The sequence below is a fragment of the Pantoea sp. PNA 14-12 genome, assembly GCF_004364735.1.
Classification (GTDB): Bacteria; Pseudomonadota; Gammaproteobacteria; order Enterobacterales; family Enterobacteriaceae; genus Pantoea; species Pantoea stewartii.
This window is the reverse complement of record NZ_SOAJ01000003.1, coordinates 425862-441614: the sequence shown is the minus strand read 5'-3', so window position 1 is coordinate 441614 and position 15753 is coordinate 425862. Positions and strand designations below refer to the sequence as shown.

Here is a 15753-nt window from a genome sequence, read left to right as displayed (position 1 = left end):
AGCAATTTCACCTCGTCGTTGGCCGGGCGGCGGATAGCAAAAAGGCCGAACAGAGTCGGCCTTTTTGCTACTACAGGTTTGTTGTCACTGCACGTTGCGGACATCAACCCGCAACTCTTTGGGGACTTCAAACACGATATTTTCTTCCCGCCCTTCCAGGACTCTGGCTTCGCCGCCACCTAACGCCTGCAGACGGCTGATGACATTCTGCACCAGAATATCCGGTGCCGATGCACCCGCGGTGACGCCAACACAGCGGGCCGTGGCGATCCATTCGGGCTGGATATCCTCTGCATCGTCGATCAGATAAGCCGCTTTACCCATGCGCTGCGCCAGTTCGGCCAGACGGTTAGAGTTTGACGAGTTTTTAGATCCGACTACCAGCACGACATCCGCCTCTTCAGCGAGTGCCCTTACCGCTTCCTGCCGGTTTGTCGTGGCATAGCAGATATCATCTTTACGTGGGCCGACAATTTTCGGGAAACGGGCACGCAACGCATCAATCACTTCAGAGGTATCATCGACCGACAGCGTGGTTTGCGTCATGAAAGACAGCCGGTCATGATCTTTAACGTCCAGTTTCCAGACGTCATCCGGGGACTCCACCAGATACATGCCGCCCTTGGGGTTATTGTACTGCCCCATGGTGCCTTCGACTTCCGGGTGCCCGGCGTGACCAATCAGCACCGACTCTTCGCCCCGGCGGCTGGCGCGAGCGACTTCCATGTGCACCTTGGTCACCAGGGGGCAGGTCGCATCAAAGACCGTGAGATCACGGCTTTTCGCTTCGTTACGTACCGCCTGAGAAACGCCATGGGCAGAGAAAATCAGGATAGCACCATCCGGCACTTCGCTGATTTGCTCAATAAAAATTGCGCCGCGCTGGCGCAGGCTGTCCACCACGTAGCGGTTATGTACCACTTCATGACGCACATAGACCGGCGCACCAAACAGCGTCAGTGCGTTTTCAACAATGCTGATGGCGCGATCGACGCCAGCACAAAAACCACGTGGATTAGCCAGCAGAATTTGCATGGTTCGCCTCCAGTACCGGATCGATTTCCAGCACCTCAATGTCAAACTGAACGCGATGGCCTGCCAGCGGATGGTTAAAATCAACGGTGATTGAATCACCATTGATTTCGCGAATCACGCCCGGCATTTCACTGCCGCCCATGCCGGTAAACAGCATAATAGCCCCAATCTCAGGCTCGCCCGCTTCATTAAAGTCGCGACGCGAAAAGTACTGGATCAGATCAGGACTGACACCGCCAAACGCCTCTTCCGGTGCCAGTGAGAACTGATGTTTATCCCCGGCTTTTAAGCCCAGCAGTGCCTGTTCCAGCGCGCCGGACAGGCTACCGTCACCCAGACGAAACAGCGCAGGTTTACCGCTGGCGCGGGTGGATTCCGCCACTGAGCCATCTTCCAGCTTCAGAACGAAATGCAACAACACCGCGCTGTCGCGCTGTACAGACTCAGTCATGGTTTACCCTTTTTTAACCTGCTTGCTGGACGGATTAAAAAATCCCTCCAGCACCACCAACGCCGCACCGATACAGATGCCGCAGTCAGCGATATTAAATGTAGCAAAGTGCCAGTTACCGATATAGAAATCGATAAAATCCACCACGAAGCCATGATACGCACGATCAAACAGATTACCGACAGCGCCGCCGATAATGAGCGCATAAGCACTGTTGGCGATCTTCTGTTGAGCGCTGTTGCGATACATCATCACCAGCAGCGACACCACAATCGCCAGCGCAATACCGGCGAAGAACCAGCGCTGCCAGCCGCCTTTATCCGCGAGGAAACTGAACGCCGCGCCGTAATTGTGCGCGTAAAACAGGTTAAGGAACGGCATCAGCGGCTGCGTTTCATGCAGCATCATGTTGTTCATTACCCACTGTTTGCTGACAAAATCAACAACGATAACAACCAGCACCAGCCACAGCCAGCGCAATCCGGTGGAGAAAACAGGTCTACTCATCAGGCAAACTTACGCTCTTCACCGTTTCCGGCTACGTTAGTGTAACAGCGACCGCACACCGCAGCGTGCTCAGGGTTCTGACCGACGTCAGTAGTGTAGTGCCAGCAGCGCGGACATTTCTCGCCTTCTGCTTTGTGCAGGCCGATTTTCAGACCTTTTACCAGTTCACTCTGCTGCGCATCAGCGTCAGCCTGGGCGTAGTCGGCAACCTCAGCACCGGAGGTCAGCAGCACAAAGCGCAACTCATTACCCAGCGCCTTCAGCTTCGCCGCCAGCTCGGCATCAGCATACAGCGTGACAGAGGCTTCCAGCGCGCCACCAATGCGTTTATCGCTACGTGCCTGCTCAATCACCTTGTTCACTTCACCGCGCACTTTAAGCAATTCAGCCCAGTACGCATCGTTCAGCGCTTCGTTTTCAGGCAGACCAAACAGGCCGGTGTACCACTCTTCAGTGAACACATACTTCGCGCGCTCGCCCGGCAAATAGCCCCAGATCTCATCAGCTGTGAAAGACATGATCGGCGCCATCCAGCGCACCAGCGCTTCCACAATGTGCCACAGCGCAGACTGACAGCTACGGCGCGCCAGGCTGTCACCTTTCGCGGTGTACTGACGGTCTTTGATGATATCCAGATAGAAGGAGCCCATCTCAATGGAGCAGAACTGCATCAGGCGCTGAATCACTTCGTGAAAATCGTAGTGCTCGTAGGAAGCCACGATATCCGCCTGCGCCGCCTGCGCACGTCCTACCGCCCAGCGATCGACCACCACCATCTCTTCCGGTTTAACCAGATCGGTGGCCGGATTAAAGCCGCTCAGGTTCGCTAACAGGAAACGCGCCGTGTTACGGATACGACGATAGGCATCGGCAGAGCGCTTCAGGATTTCGTCAGAAACGGCCATTTCGCCCGAGTAATCGGTCGAAGCAACCCACAGGCGCAGAATGTCTGCCCCGAGCTTATCCATCACATCCTGCGGCGCAACGGTATTACCAATGGATTTGGACATCTTGCGGCCCTGACCATCAACGGTAAAGCCATGCGTCAGCACCTGACGATAAGGCGCTTTGCCTTTCATCGCTGTCGAGATCATGAGCGAGGACATAAACCAGCCACGGTGCTGATCCGATCCTTCCAGATACATATCCGGCGTATTACCGCCAAATTCCGGGCGCGCATCCACGACGGAATAGCTGGTCGATCCTGAATCGAACCAGACGTCCAGCGTATCCGGCACCTTCACATAGTTGTCGGCATCATCGCCCATCAGATCGCGGGGATCGAGATCCCACCATGCCTGAATACCGTCCTGCTCAACGCGCTGCGCCACTTTTTCCATCAACGACAGGGTGTCCGGGTGCAGTTCTTCGGTCTCTTTATGGACGAAAAGCGCCATTGGGACACCCCAGGTACGCTGACGGGAAATACACCAGTCAGGACGGTTGGCGACCATGGATTCAATACGCGCCTGGCCCCAGTCCGGGATCCACTGAACGCCTTTAATCTCTTTCAGGGACTGCGCGCGCAGGCCTTTCTGATCCATGCTGATAAACCACTGCGGGGTAGCACGGAAGATGATCGGGGTTTTATGGCGCCAGCAGTGCGGGTAGCTGTGCAGCAGTTTTTCAACATGCAGCAACGCGCCCTTCTCTTTCAGCAGTTCAACGATCAACTCGTTAGCTTTAAAGACGTTAATGCCGTCAAGCCCGGGATAGGTACCGGGCAGGTAGGCGCCATCAGGCCCAACCGGATTCGCCGTTTCCAGACCGTATTTCTGACCGATCACATAGTCATCCGGACCGTGACCCGGTGCTGTGTGAACCGCACCGGTACCGGCATCCAGCGTCACGTGATCGCCCAGAACCACCTTCGACTGGATCTGCGCCAGGAAAGGGTGCTGGAACAGTTGAAGCTCCAGTGCTGCGCCCTGGCAGGTGCCCAGCACAGTCCAGTCGCTGACGCCCGCGCGTTTCATGACGCTCTCAACCAGATCCTTCGCCAGGATTAGGCTGCGGCCCTCAATCTGCAACAGCTGATAGTCAAATTCGGGGTGCAGAGAGATGCCGCGGTTAGCAGGCATGGTCCACGGCGTGGTTGTCCAGATGACCAGCGAAACGGGGCCTTCTGAGGCCGTTACCCCAAATGCCGCACGCACGGCATCCGCATCCACGGCATTAAACATGACATCGATGGAAGGCGACGTTTTGTCATAATACTCAACTTCCGCTTCCGCCAGCGCAGAGCGGCAATCCATGCACCAGTGCACCGGCTTGGCGCCTTTGTGCAGGTGGCCATTACCGATGATTTTGCCCAGCGCACGAATGATATTCGCTTCGGTCGTGAAATCCATCGTCAGGTAAGGACGATCCCAGTCGCCCAGTACGCCCAGACGAATGAAGTCGGCTTTCTGTCCTTCAACCTGTTCGGCCGCGTATTTACGGCAGGCTTCGCGGAATTCGGCGGCGGTGACTTTCTCGCCCGGCTTACCGATCATCTGCTCAACTTTGTGCTCGATAGGCAAACCGTGACAGTCCCAGCCCGGCACATACGGTGAATCGAAGCCCGCCATGCCTTTCGACTTGACGATAATGTCTTTCAGAATCTTGTTAACAGAGTGACCAATATGAATGCTGCCGTTCGCATAAGGAGGGCCATCATGCAGGATAAAGGTTTTTTTCCCTTTTTTGGCTTCGCGGATGATGCCGTAAAGATTGTCATCATACCAACGCTGCAGCATTCCCGGTTCGCGTTTGGCCAGATCGCCACGCATGGGGAACCCCGTTTCCGGCAAATTCAGGGTAGATTTATAGTCACTCATCAGATTCTCGATTCCGTTTTTTGCTCAGGTTACAGGCCAAAAAATTGTCGGGCCGTTACCGTGTCTTTCGCAATTTGCTCTTTCAACGCGTCCAGTGAAGCAAAGCGCTGCTCGTTTCGTATTTTCTGCTTCAATACCACATCAATGTGGCGACCATAGAGATCCATATTGATGTCCAACAGGTGAACTTCAAGCTGTTGGCGTAAACCTTTTACTGTCGGGCGCGTGCCAATGTTGGCGACGCCGGGCAGGGGTTTCGGCCCCAGGCCCTCGACTTCTACCGCATACACGCCTTTGACCGGCGAGACGCAGCGGCGTAAAGGGAGATTGGCAGTAGGGAATCCCAGCGTGCGTCCCAGTGCATCACCGTGCACCACGCGCCCTGAGATACTGAAAGGATGGCCCAACAGCGACTGCGCCAGCGCCAGATTGTCCTCAGCCAGCGCCTGACGCACCGCCGTGCTGCTGATGCGTTTACCGCCGTCGCAAAACGTTTCTGTGCTGACGACGTCGAAACCGTATTCTACTCCGGCTTTCTGTAATAGCAGGAAATCCCCCTGCCGACCAGCGCCAAAGCGGAAATCATCCCCAACGGCCAGGTAGTTCACGCCCAGTTTGCTCACCAGCAATTCGCTGATAAAACTTTGCGCCGAGAGTGCGGCGAAGCGATGGTCGAACCGCACGCACAGCACATAATCCACGCCGATTTCTGCCAGGTACCTGAGTTTTTCGCGCAGGCGGGTCAGTCTGGCAGGGGCATTGCCACCGGCAAACAGCTCCAGCGGCTGAGGTTCAAACACCATCACCATGACCGGCAATTGACGTTTCCGGCCTTCTTCCATCAACCGCCCCATCAGCGCCTGATGGCCGCGGTGCACACCATCGAAATTACCAATGGTCAGAACGCAGCCGTGATGCTGCGCATTAAGATTATGAATACCGCGGATAAACTTCATGGCTGACTCAAACCGGTGGAAATCGGCGGATTATACCCTCGAAAGCCGCCGAGGTTAACCCGTGAACACGCCTTTCATGCGTAACAGGCCGTATTTACCGGCACGCAGAGCCACAAAGAGAATTTTGTTGCGAAATACTGTATTCAGGACACAGAAGCTGGTAGAATCTTGCGCCATCAAATACGTAACCGAGTGTCGTGCAGGTTATCACTTGTGAACGACGCTTATTTGCACAAATCCATTGACAACAGAAGGTCCAAAAGGCATAGTCCTCGGCCTTTGATTTGTCTCTATCGAACATATTTGGGAGTTGGACCTTGGCTAATATCAAATCAGCTAAGAAACGTGCCGTAACATCTGAGAAACGTCGCAAGCATAACGCAAGCCGTCGCTCTATGATGCGTACCTTCGTTAAGAAAGTATACGCGGCGATCGCTTCAGGCGACAAAGCTGCTGCGCAGAATGCATTTAATGAAATGCAACCAATCGTGGACCGTCAGGCTGCTAAAGGTCTGATCCACAAAAACAAAGCTGCACGTTATAAAGCAAACCTGACTGCACAGATCAACAAACTGGCTTAATCGCCTTTTGTTTATCGCTTTGTTGAAAGAACCGGCTCTGAGCCGGTTTTTTTATGTCTGCGATTCACTGCCGACTTTCCTCTTTCCCGCTTCCTTCGCCAGACAGCCCGCGCAGGTGGCGAACCGCTTCAAAGCTCGCCTTTCTGTGACATCGGATAGCCCACAGGCGACGGGAAAACGCTATCAGGCATAAGCGGTAGGTGCCCATGATTCAGCCTGTGCCGCCCCGATCCGATATCTGCCCTTTTCGCGTTATCCCCGTACGCAAAAACGTAATCTGTTATGTTCGCCCTGGCTGCATAACCGCGTCGGGGAAGACAAAAAGGAGGCGTGCGCCTCCTTTCGTTTACCGCAGTTTATATCGCAATAATGTGTAACCCAGCACAGCCGAGAGCAGTGAACCGCTCAGAATCCCCAGCTTCGAGAATGTCACCAGCTGTTCATGAGCCGCATCAAAAGCCAGCGAGCTGATAAAGATCGACATGGTAAAACCAATGCCGCACAGCACGCCAATCGCCATGATATCGCGCAGCGTCGTGCCATTGGGCAGCACCGCCAGCCTCAGCGTCACCGCCAGCCAACAGAACAGGGTAATCCCCAATGGCTTACCGATCAGCAGGCCAAGGATGATGCCCAGCGGCTCGGGTGACAGCACATCGCCAAAGGTAATCCCTGTCAGGGAAATCCCGGCGTTGGCGAAGGCAAACAGCGGCAGAATCAACCAGTTCACCCAGGGCATCAAGCCATGCGCCAGATGTTCAGCCGGCGAGTGACCGTCTTTCTCTTCCAGCGGGACAAAGAAGCCGACGACGACGCCCGCAAGCGTTGCATGGACGCCGGACTTCAGTACCGCAGTCCACAGCACCAGCCCGACCAGCATATAAACGGCGATATTACGCACGTTACACCGGTTCAGGATGGCCAGCACGACAATGGCTCCTACCGCCACGCTGAGGGACGTGACTGAGAGATCGCTGGTATAGAACAGCGCGATAATGATAATCGCCCCCAGGTCATCGATAATTGCCAGCGCCATCAAAAAAACTTTCAGGGCCGTCGGGACACGGCTGCCCAGCAGGGCCAGCACGCCCAGCGCAAAAGCGATATCCGTCGCGGTGGGAATGGCCCAGCCATTGCGGGCGATCTCATCCCCGTGATTAAACAGTAAAAACAGGATGGCAGGCGCCGCCATTCCCCCTAAGGCGGCAATAACCGGGAAGATGGCCCGATCGCGGCTGGCCAGTTCACCCGAGATGAGTTCACGCTTCACCTCCAGACCAATCAGCAGGAAGAACAGCGCCATCAGGGCGTCATTGATCCATAACAACAGATTTTTGCTGATATCCAGCTCACCGAAGCGAATCTGCACCGGTGTCTCCAGCAGCGCCTGGTAGCCCTGAGCGGTGGACGCACTGTTCGCGAGAACCATCGCCACCACGGCAGCCAGAATTAACACCATACCGTTGCTGGCATCACTCTCAATAAAACTTTTAATTAAATGCCTGATACGACGAGGTTTTGACAAAATGCACTCCTCCTGAGCGGAAAACACAATGCTGAGCAGTGTAACGATTCACTGAACCTGATAAAAAGCTAATTTATCCGCTTTTACGTAATGTCGACATTTTGGCGACAGCAAAGAGAAGAAGGAAAACAGGCAAGAGAAGACAAGGCCCTAGGTAACGGCGTACCTCCGCCCTGGTGCTGGCATAAAAAAAGCGGAGAATGTCCTCTCCGCTTTAGTGACATACGTCCGTGCGATTAACGAGTTAAATCGTCAAAAAACTTTTTCACGCCGTCAAAGAAGCTTTTGGAACGCGGGCTGTTGTGCTCGCCGCTGGGCCCACCAAAGCTCTCTTCCAGTTCACGCAGCAGCGCTTTTTGCTTGTCATTCAGGCTGACTGGGGTTTCCACCACGACACGGCACAGCAGGTCACCTACCGCACCACCGCGCACCGATTTCACACCGCGACCGCGCATACGGAACAGCTTACCGGTCTGAGTCTCTGCCGGTACCTTCAGCTTCACGCGTCCGTCCAGGGTAGGCACTTCTATCTCACCGCCCAGCGCCGCCATGGCAAAGTTGATCGGCACTTCGCAGTAGAGGTTGTTCTCTTCACGTTCAAAGATCGGATGTTTTTTCACCGTCACCTGAACGTACAGATCGCCCGCGGGTGCGCCCTGCTCACCGGCTTCACCTTCACCGCTCAACCGAATACGGTCGCCCGTGTCGACGCCCGCCGGAATTTTCACCGACAGCGTTTTGGATTTCTCGACGCGGCCATGACCATGACAGGCGTTGCACGGATCTTTGATCACCGAACCCCGGCCATGACAGGTTGGACAGGCCTGTTGCACGGTGAAGAAGCCCTGACGCATTTGCACCTGGCCTGCGCCATGACAGGTCGAACAGGTTTGCGGTTTGGTCCCCGCTTTGGCACCGCTGCCGTGGCAGACATCGCACTCTTCTAACGTCGGAATACGGATCTCTTTGGTCACGCCGCGAACCGCTTCTTCCAGCGTCAGCTCCATGTTGTAGCGCAAATCTGAACCACGGGCTGCGCGCTGACGGCGGCCACCACCAAAGATGTCACCGAAAACGTCGCCAAAGATATCGCTGAAATCTGCACCGCCGCCGCCAAAGCCGCCGCCGAATCCACCTCCGCCCATACCGCCTTGTTCAAAGGCGGCATGACCGTACTGATCGTAGGCCGCGCGCTTCTGGGCGTCCGTTAAGATTTCGTAGGCCTCTTTTGCTTCTTTAAACTTGGTTTCGGCGTCTTTATCGCCTGGATTACGGTCCGGGTGATATTTCATCGCCAGGCGTTTGTACGCCTTTTTGATTTCACGCTCGTCTGCAGATTTGGCGACGCCTAAAATCTCGTAGTAATCACTCTTCGCCATTTATTTAGCCCTTAACATGATCGCACGGGCGTGGAGAAAACTCCTACGCCCGTGCTGGTTTCAACGGCTGTCAGGGCAACCGTCGCGCCCGGTCAGGGGCAATTATTTCTTATTGTCTTTTACTTCTTCGAATTCAGCATCGACCACATCGTCATCTTTCTTCGCTGACGCATCGTGGGCATCCGCTGTACCCGCCTGAGACTGCTGTGCGGCTTCCATCAGTTTGCTGGAAACTTCCATCAGCGCCTGCATTTTGGCATCGATCTCTGCTTTATCTTCGCCTTTCAGCGCCGTTTCCAGCGCGCTCAGCGCCGCTTCGATTGGGGCTTTGTCATCCGCTGACAGTTTGTCGCCCGCTTCATCCAGCTGCTTACGTGTGCTGTGAGCGATCTGGTCACCCTGGTTGCGGGTCTGCACCAGCTCTTCGAACTTACGGTCAGATTCCGCGTTCGCTTCAGCATCACGCACCATTTTCGCAATCTCGTCCTCGTTCAGGCCGGAAGACGCTTTAATGGTGATCTTCTGCTCTTTACCGCTGTTTTTGTCCTTCGCTGATACGTGCAGGATACCATCCGCATCGATGTCGAAGGTCACTTCGATCTGCGGCATACCGCGTGGCGCAGGCTGAATGCCGTCCAGGTTAAACTGGCCCAGTGACTTGTTGTCGCTGGCACGCTTACGCTCACCCTGCAGCACGTGAATCGTTACCGCAGACTGGTTGTCTTCTGCCGTCGAGAACACCTGGCTGTGCTTGGTTGGGATGGTGGTGTTCTTGCTGATCAGCGAAGTCATCACGCCGCCCATGGTTTCGATACCCAGTGACAGCGGAGTCACGTCCAGCAGCAGAACGTCTTTCACGTCGCCACCTAACACACCGCCCTGTACCGCAGCACCGACCGCCACCGCTTCATCCGGGTTCACGTCTTTACGTGGCTCTTTGCCAAAGAACTCAGTCACTTTAGCCTGAACCAGTGGCATACGTGTCTGACCACCCACCAGGATAACGTCGTTGATGTCCGAAACGGACAGGCCCGCATCCTGCAGTGCGACTTTCAGCGGCTCGATAGAGCGCGCAACCAGATCTTCAACCAGCGACTCCAGTTTAGAACGGGTCACTTTGATGTTCAGGTGCTTAGGACCGGTAGCATCCGCCGTAATGTACGGCAGGTTAACATCGGTCTGCTGCGCAGAAGACAGCTCGATCTTGGCTTTCTCGGCCGCTTCTTTCAGGCGCTGCATCGCCAGTGGATCGTTGTGCAGATCGATGCCCTGGTCTTTCTTAAATTCTGCCACCAGATAGTTGATCAGGCGGCTGTCGAAGTCTTCACCACCCAGGTGTGTATCACCGTTGGTTGCCAGAACTTCAAAGGTCTTTTCGCCATCAACGTCGTCGATTTCGATAATAGAGATATCGAAGGTACCGCCACCCAGGTCATAAACTGCGATGGTGCGGTTGCCCTGGCCTTTATCCAGGCCGTACGCCAGCGCTGCTGCCGTCGGTTCGTTGATGATACGTTTGACTTCCAGACCTGCGATACGGCCAGCATCTTTGGTTGCCTGACGCTGAGCATCGTTGAAGTAAGCCGGAACGGTGATAACCGCTTCAGTTACGGGCTCACCCAGGAAATCTTCAGCCGTTTTCTTCATTTTTTTCAGCACTTCCGCAGAAATCTGCGGCGGTGCCATTTTCTGGCCTTTCACTTCCAGCCATGCGTCGCCGTTATCAGCACCCACAATTTTGTAAGGCATGATTTTGATATCACGCTGTACTTCTTCGTCCTGGAAGCGACGGCCAATCAGACGCTTGATCGCAAACAGGGTATTCTGCGGGTTGGTCACAGCCTGACGTTTAGCCGGTTGTCCGACCAGAGTTTCACCATCCTGTGTATAAGCGATGATCGAAGGCGTGGTGCGATCGCCTTCGGCGTTCTCAAGCACACGCGCTTTGGTGCCGTCCATGACCGCAACACAAGAGTTGGTTGTACCCAGGTCAATACCAATAATCTTACCCATCTAAACATCTCCCACTTAAATTCGTTGCCAGTTTGGGTTGTGAACCTTTTATGTGGGCAGGTTGATGACATTCAACCCGACCTCACATGCTTTTTTTTCCAACGTCCACAACGCTCGATGACAAGTAAATGGGGTCGCTTAGAAGCGCATCAAGGGTTAAATGAAAAAAAATTTTCAACGGCCGCTCAGGCTGCCTTAACCAAGATAATAAACTGACGCGCTCCCTGATGAGAGTGCGGCAAAATGCCGCCTCGAAACAGTCCACGTTTCGGTTCTGTTCATCCATACAATGGGCAGTCCGGGTACGGTACGCTTTTATCTGGCGCAGGGCGCGGCGGCGAGCATCAGACTGCACGCCGCGGCTGGCAGAGAAAAAGAAAGCGCGGAGCCGGGCTCCGCGTACAGGGTTCAGGCCTGCTTGATGCCTTCACTCAGGCAAGGCTCGTGGCTGATATCCTGTCTCAGCCAGACGCTGACGATCAGTCCCACCAGCGCCAGCGCCATGACATACCAGCCAGGCGCCAGGGGAGACACATTCATTAGCAATGTTACGCAAATCGGCGTCAGCCCGCCAAACACCGCATAGGAAAGGTTGTAGGAAAAAGACAGGCCGGTGAAGCGAACCTCGGCGGGGAACGCGCGCACCATGACAAAGGGCACAATCCCGACAACACCCACGCTAAGACCTGCCAGCCCGTAAAGCAAAAACAGGTAATCAGGATGCTGCGGTGCCAGCGAATAGAACAGCCCGCTGCACAGTGCGAGCAATACGCTTCCTGTGCTTAATGTCCGGCTGGTACCGAAGCGGTCCACCAGCAGTCCGGATACGATACAGCCCACACACAGCATAATAATCGCAATGCTGTTGGCTTTTAAGGTCAGCGCCGGCGCCATTCCATGCTGTTTCTGCAACCAGACCGGTGCCATCAAAATCACCACAACGATACAGGCCGACAGCATCCAGGTCAGCAGAATTGAAATCGCTACCGATTTTCGATGTTTCATGACCACGGTTTTCAGCGGCAGTTCCTGCGCCAGCGTTTTGCGCTGCTGCATCTCCACGAAAACCGGCGTTTCATGCAGCCAGCGGCGTAAATACATGGCGCCTAAGCCAAACGCCCCGCCCAGAAAGAAAGGAATGCGCCAGCCGCCATCGTGAATCGCCTGTTGCGTCAGCGTTGTATTAATTAAGGTTGCCACCACCGATCCCAACAGGATGCCAATCGTCAGTCCGGCGGTCAGCGTGCCGCAGGCAATACCAATGCGTTTGTAAGGTACATGCTCCGCCACAAACACCCATGCACCAGGCACTTCACCACCGATAGCCGCCCCCTGCAGCATGCGCAGAAGCAGCATCAACAGCGGCGCGGCAAGACCAATCGACGACCAGGTGGGCAACGCGCCCATTGCCAGGGTGGGTAAGGCCATCAGCAATATGCTCAGGCTGAACATTTTTTTACGGCCCACTTTGTCGCCAAAGTGCGCCATGATGATGCCACCAAGCGGACGCGCCAGATAACCCGCGGCAAAAATGGCGAACGTCTGTAACTGGCGAAGCCAGTCGGGGATATCGGCGGGAAAGAAGAGTTCACCGATAACGGCGGCGAAAAAAACGAAGATGATAAAGTCGTAAAATTCCAGCGCGCCACCCAGCGCAGCCAGTGCCAGCGTTTTATAGTCCTGAGGTTTCAGGCGCGGCGTCTCAAGTGTGGTCATAGGCGTCCAGAGATAAAGAGAACGGTTGTAAAGCTGTGCTTACTATACCGTCAATTTATCACCACACCAGCCAGGCTGTAGCTTATTCCTGAAAAGCAGAATATTTAGTTATTTATCTCACGTATGGCGCTTTTTGGGCGAAAAGCTGCTACGCATTCCGCGTGGGTTTCGACATAAGGTCCGTCGAGCAACTGTAAACAATAAGGTACAGCTGCAAAAATTCCTGGGACCAGGACGTTGCCCTGCGCGTCTTTCAGCCCCTCCAGCGTTTCTTTAATGGATTTCGGCTGACCGGGCAGGTTAAGGATCAGGGATTGTTTACGAATCACGCCCACCTGGCGCGATAGAATCGCGGTCGGCACAAACTTCAGGCTGATTTGCCGCATCTGCTCGCCAAATCCTGGCATCTCGCGATCGGCCACCGCTAACGTCGCATCCGGCGTCACATCACGACGTGCCGGACCGGTTCCACCGGTGGTCAGCACCAGATGACAGAAGCGTTCGTCCACCAGCTCGCAAATGGTCTGCTCAATCATGGGCTGCTCATCCGGGACCAGTCGCGTTTCCAGTTCAAAAGGCGTGCTGATCGCACCGCTCAGCCAGGCTTCCAGAGCCGGAATGCCCTGATCCTGATAAATGCCGTTCGCTGCGCGATCGGAAACCGAGATCAATCCGATACGTAATGTGTTCATGATGTTGTTCGCTGTGGTTTACCGCAGTGCGGTGATAAGGAAAGGACGTAGTGAAAAGAATAACAAACCGTGACGGAAAGGGAAAACCGTGGCGACGGTGCCGCCACGGTGAACGATTACAGCATTTCTGCCAGCATCTTCTCAAGTTTGCCCTGGTCGATGGCAAAGTTGCGGATACCTTCCGCCAGCTTGGTCACCGCCATCGGATCCTGGTTGTGCTGCCACAGGAACTCTGACTCGGTCATTTTCTCCGGACGCGCTTTCACTTCACCGCTGTAGCTCAGCTTACGCTCCAGCGTGCCCTCGCTTTCAGCCAGCTCCTTCAGCAGCGCAGGTGAAATGGTCAGACGGTCACAGCCAGCCAGCTCAATGATTTCACCGACGTTACGGAAGCTTGCCCCCATAACCACCGTTTCATAACCGTGTTGCTTGTAGTAGTTATAGATTTCAGAGACGGATACCACGCCTGGATCTTCGTGTGGCGCGTACTCTTTTTTATCGGTGTTCGCTTTGTACCAGTCGAGGATACGGCCTACGAAAGGCGAAATCAGATACACGCCCGCTTCCGCACAGGCACGCGCCTGGGCGAAGGAGAACAGCAGCGTCAGGTTACAGTTGATGCCTTCTTTTTCCAGCTGTTCTGCTGCACGAATACCCTGCCAGGTTGACGCCAGTTTGATCAGGATACGATCGTTGCTGATACCGGCATCGTTATACAGTTTGATCAGGCTGCGTGCCTTGGCAATGCTGGCTTCTGTGTCGTAAGAAAGACGCGCATCCACTTCGGTCGAAATGCGGCCCGGGACCAGTTTAAGGATTTCCAGACCAATGTTTACGGCCAGTTTGTCAGAGACCAGTTGCAGTTGTTGCTCTTTATCGTTGCTCTGCTGACGTGCCCACGCGATCGCTTCATCAATCAGTTTACGGTATTCAGGGATTTGAGCTGCGTTAAGAATCAGAGAAGGGTTGGTGGTGGCATCCTGGGGTTGATACAGCTTCATCGCTGCGATATCACCGGTGTCGGCCACTACGGTGGTCAGTTGACGCAGGGAGGTCAGTTTGTCCGTCATGTTCTTTTCTCTTAGTTAACTGTCAGGGTGATAAAAGGCTGTTGGGATAATATCACGCGGCAACGGCGGTGCAAGGTCGGGGAATGCCGTTTACGATAGCGCGAACGAATGGGAGTGATTTGCCGATCCTTGCGGCTTTTTTGCTACACTCGCAGCAACAATGACTGGCTCTCCCCTTTCTGAAAGGGACTTACCGAGGACGCGACGATGTTGATGGTGATCTCGCCCGCCAAAACGCTGGATTATGAAAGCCCCCTGGCCACGCAGCACTTTACCCAACCTGCCCTGTTAGAAAAGTCACAACAGTTGATTCAGATTGCGCGTACGCTGTCGCCTGCGCAGATCGCGTCATTAATGAGTATCAGCGATAAACTGGCCCATCTGAACGCCGAACGTTTCAACAGCTGGCATCCCGACTTCAGCCTGGACAATGCCCGTCAGGCTATTCTGGCGTTCAAAGGCGATGTCTACACCGGTTTGCAGGCTGAAACCTTTAGCGAACACGATTTCGACTTTGCGCAGCAACATCTGCGGATGCTGTCGGGCTTATACGGTTTACTGCGTCCGCTGGATCTGATGCAGCCGTATCGCCTGGAGATGGGCATCAAGCTGGCGAATCCGGCAGGCCAGGATCTTTACAGCTTCTGGGGCGACCTGCTCACTGAAAAACTGAATGAAGCCCTTGCCCGCCAGGGCGATGACATATTGATTAATCTGGCGTCAGACGAATACTTCAAAGCGATCAAACCGAAAAAACTGCAGGCGCGCCTGATCAAGCCGGTGTTTCTGGATGAGAAAAACGGCAAGTATAAAGTCATCAGTTTCTATGCGAAGAAGGCCCGGGGATTGATGAGCCGCTTTATTATTCAGCAGCGCCTGACCCAACCTGAGCAGTTAACCCGGTTTGACCTTGAGGGTTATCGGTTTGTAGCAGAGGAAAGCAGAGACAACGAACTGGTGTTTAAACGCGCCGAACAGTAAACCTGCCCGACGCGCGACTGAATGCAGG

The 15753-nt window shown here is 54.6% G+C and carries 13 protein-coding genes; 2 read left to right on the top strand and 11 right to left on the bottom strand.

The window, feature by feature from the left end:
* Positions 1–84: 84 nt before the first annotated feature.
* Genes ispH through ribF form a run of 5 tightly spaced genes read right to left on the bottom strand, consistent with a single transcriptional unit; the run spans position 85 to position 5768 of the window.
* Positions 85–1035 carry a 4-hydroxy-3-methylbut-2-enyl diphosphate reductase gene (gene ispH / locus C7434_RS13135; RefSeq protein WP_039338773.1) on the bottom strand — a complete coding sequence of 317 codons (951 nt, stop codon included), beginning with the start codon at positions 1033–1035 and terminating at the stop codon, positions 85–87.
* The gene (gene fkpB, locus C7434_RS13130) at positions 1016–1486 is read right to left on the bottom strand and encodes an FKBP-type peptidyl-prolyl cis-trans isomerase (RefSeq protein ID WP_033740226.1); all 471 of its coding nucleotides are present in this window, start codon (positions 1484–1486) and stop codon (positions 1016–1018) included. The genes ispH and fkpB overlap by 20 nt, the downstream gene beginning before the upstream one ends.
* A gap of 3 nt (positions 1487–1489) precedes the next feature.
* Complete coding sequence (gene lspA / locus C7434_RS13125) at positions 1490–1993, bottom strand: signal peptidase II (RefSeq protein WP_006117636.1); 504 nt, start codon at positions 1991–1993, stop codon at positions 1490–1492.
* Entirely contained in the window at positions 1993–4812 is a 2820-nt protein-coding gene (ileS, locus tag C7434_RS13120) for an isoleucine--tRNA ligase (protein WP_133745521.1), read from the bottom strand. Before ileS ends, lspA begins: the two co-directional genes overlap by 1 nt.
* A 29-nt stretch (positions 4813–4841) precedes the next feature.
* A complete protein-coding gene (gene ribF, locus C7434_RS13115) occupies positions 4842–5768 on the bottom strand; it encodes a bifunctional riboflavin kinase/FAD synthetase (protein WP_006117634.1) in 927 nt (308 codons plus the stop codon).
* Positions 5769–6085: 317 nt separating this feature from the next.
* Between ribF and rpsT the strand changes: the two genes are divergently transcribed.
* Positions 6086–6349 (top strand): 30S ribosomal protein S20, encoded by a 264-nt coding sequence (rpsT, locus tag C7434_RS13110; RefSeq protein WP_006117633.1) that lies wholly within the window; start codon positions 6086–6088, stop codon positions 6347–6349.
* A gap of 346 nt (positions 6350–6695) precedes the next feature.
* Here rpsT and nhaA read toward each other — a convergent pair whose 3' ends face one another.
* The 6 genes from nhaA to tal form a co-directional block, all read right to left on the bottom strand.
* Positions 6696–7874, bottom strand: coding sequence for a Na+/H+ antiporter NhaA (gene nhaA / locus C7434_RS13105; RefSeq protein ID WP_033740225.1), 1179 nt, complete (start codon positions 7872–7874; stop codon positions 6696–6698).
* Between the two features lie 236 nt (positions 7875–8110).
* Entirely contained in the window at positions 8111–9253 is a 1143-nt protein-coding gene (gene dnaJ, locus C7434_RS13100) for a molecular chaperone DnaJ (RefSeq protein ID WP_006117631.1), read from the bottom strand.
* Positions 9254–9355: 102 nt separating this feature from the next.
* The gene (dnaK, locus tag C7434_RS13095) at positions 9356–11266 is read right to left on the bottom strand and encodes a molecular chaperone DnaK (RefSeq protein ID WP_033740224.1); all 1911 of its coding nucleotides are present in this window, start codon (positions 11264–11266) and stop codon (positions 9356–9358) included.
* Between the two features lie 408 nt (positions 11267–11674).
* Complete coding sequence (locus C7434_RS13090; RefSeq protein ID WP_033740223.1) at positions 11675–12982, bottom strand: MFS transporter; 1308 nt, start codon at positions 12980–12982, stop codon at positions 11675–11677.
* 104 nt (positions 12983–13086) lie between these two features.
* Positions 13087–13674: a molybdopterin adenylyltransferase gene (gene mog / locus C7434_RS13085; protein ID WP_033740222.1), complete on the bottom strand. Its 588-nt coding sequence runs from the start codon at positions 13672–13674 to the stop codon at positions 13087–13089.
* Between the two features lie 116 nt (positions 13675–13790).
* A complete protein-coding gene (gene tal / locus C7434_RS13080; protein WP_033740221.1) occupies positions 13791–14744 on the bottom strand; it encodes a transaldolase in 954 nt (317 codons plus the stop codon).
* Positions 14745–14951: 207 nt separating this feature from the next.
* Here tal and yaaA point away from each other — a divergent pair, with 207 nt between their 5' ends.
* A complete protein-coding gene (gene yaaA, locus C7434_RS13075; RefSeq protein ID WP_006117625.1) occupies positions 14952–15725 on the top strand; it encodes a peroxide stress protein YaaA in 774 nt (257 codons plus the stop codon).
* The last annotated feature ends 28 nt before the right edge of the window (positions 15726–15753 follow it).

Excerpts from the sequence above, each read along its gene's own strand:
- lspA (WP_006117636.1), bottom strand. The coding sequence starts at position 1,993 with ATGAGTAGACCTGTTTTCTCCACCGGATTGCGCTGGCTGTGGCTGGTG.
- dnaK (WP_033740224.1), bottom strand. The coding sequence starts at position 11,266 with ATGGGTAAGATTATTGGTATTGACCTGGGTACAACCAACTCTTGTGTT.
- ileS (WP_133745521.1), bottom strand. The coding sequence starts at position 4,812 with ATGAGTGACTATAAATCTACCCTGAATTTGCCGGAAACGGGGTTCCCC.
- mog (WP_033740222.1), bottom strand. The coding sequence starts at position 13,674 with ATGAACACATTACGTATCGGATTGATCTCGGTTTCCGATCGCGCAGCG.
- ribF (WP_006117634.1), bottom strand. The coding sequence starts at position 5,768 with ATGAAGTTTATCCGCGGTATTCATAATCTTAATGCGCAGCATCACGGC.
- ispH (WP_039338773.1), bottom strand. The coding sequence starts at position 1,035 with ATGCAAATTCTGCTGGCTAATCCACGTGGTTTTTGTGCTGGCGTCGAT.
- C7434_RS13090 (WP_033740223.1), bottom strand. The coding sequence starts at position 12,982 with ATGACCACACTTGAGACGCCGCGCCTGAAACCTCAGGACTATAAAACG.
- dnaJ (WP_006117631.1), bottom strand. The coding sequence starts at position 9,253 with ATGGCGAAGAGTGATTACTACGAGATTTTAGGCGTCGCCAAATCTGCA.
- fkpB (WP_033740226.1), bottom strand. The coding sequence starts at position 1,486 with ATGACTGAGTCTGTACAGCGCGACAGCGCGGTGTTGTTGCATTTCGTT.
- tal (WP_033740221.1), bottom strand. The coding sequence starts at position 14,744 with ATGACGGACAAACTGACCTCCCTGCGTCAACTGACCACCGTAGTGGCC.
- yaaA (WP_006117625.1), top strand. The coding sequence starts at position 14,952 with ATGTTGATGGTGATCTCGCCCGCCAAAACGCTGGATTATGAAAGCCCC.